Annotated in this window: 1 protein-coding gene and 1 pseudogene; both read right to left on the bottom strand. The window is 47.1% G+C overall.

Going from position 1 to position 701, the window contains the following annotated elements; all coding sequences use genetic code 11:
- On the bottom strand, positions 1-488 hold a 488-nt coding region (locus HMPREF3144_RS05465; protein WP_083290398.1), incomplete at its 3' end, for a two-partner secretion domain-containing protein.
- Positions 489-498: 10 nt separating this feature from the next.
- A pseudogene (locus HMPREF3144_RS05460) lies at positions 499-701 on the bottom strand (ShlB/FhaC/HecB family hemolysin secretion/activation protein); the annotation flags it as partial.

The raw sequence follows: 701 nt of genomic DNA, 5'->3' as shown, positions 1-701 counted from the left end.
AATCGACTCGGCGCCCGACTATTGACTTGGTTCACAATCACACTCGCTTCGCCACGCGCTAAATGCTGGTTACCTTGCACCCAACCGGCAAGCTGCGTCTGTGTTGACTGACGGCTATTATTTAAGATTGCGCCTTGCTGTTGTACATCAAATTGGCTGAACTGGTTGACTGAAACCCCGGCTGCTGTCGGCGTCTGAATATTCACTTGATCTAAGCCATTGGCTGTTTGTAAAATAGTTGCTTGCTGATGAGTCGGCGCTGCCTTATCAGCGCGAATTTGTGCCTCTGCTTCATTATCAAGCAGCACACCGGTAGCGACCAACAAACTTAAGATCATTGCTTTTAGCGGCGCATATAATGGACTGGACGAGACGCTCACCGCGCAGTTCTTAGCTGTATTTTTACCTTGCCCCTGTGCGATCTCGCTGACCACCATCAATTGGCCACGACTCTTATTGAAGATAATTTTATAAAAAGAGTTATTCATAAGACACTTATTAGAAAGAATAATTTACCGTAAAGCCAATCACGGTGTTTTTAGTTTTAAATGCGGACGGTTTCTTTAATGGTGTACCAACAAAGAGATCGTAGTACCATTGCCCCCACCGTCCACCCATATCGAACTGACCGCGTAAACCAACAGCACCACCGGCCAATGTTTGACCTACAAGCAAATCAGCTGAGGGGCCACTCACACGGC

Origin of the sequence: Oligella sp. HMSC05A10 (assembly GCF_001808335.1) — a bacterium.
Taxonomy (GTDB): Bacteria; Pseudomonadota; Gammaproteobacteria; order Burkholderiales; family Burkholderiaceae_B; genus Oligella; species Oligella urethralis.
Note: the sequence above shows the minus strand (reverse complement) of the source record. Positions and strands in the feature narration are given on the sequence as shown.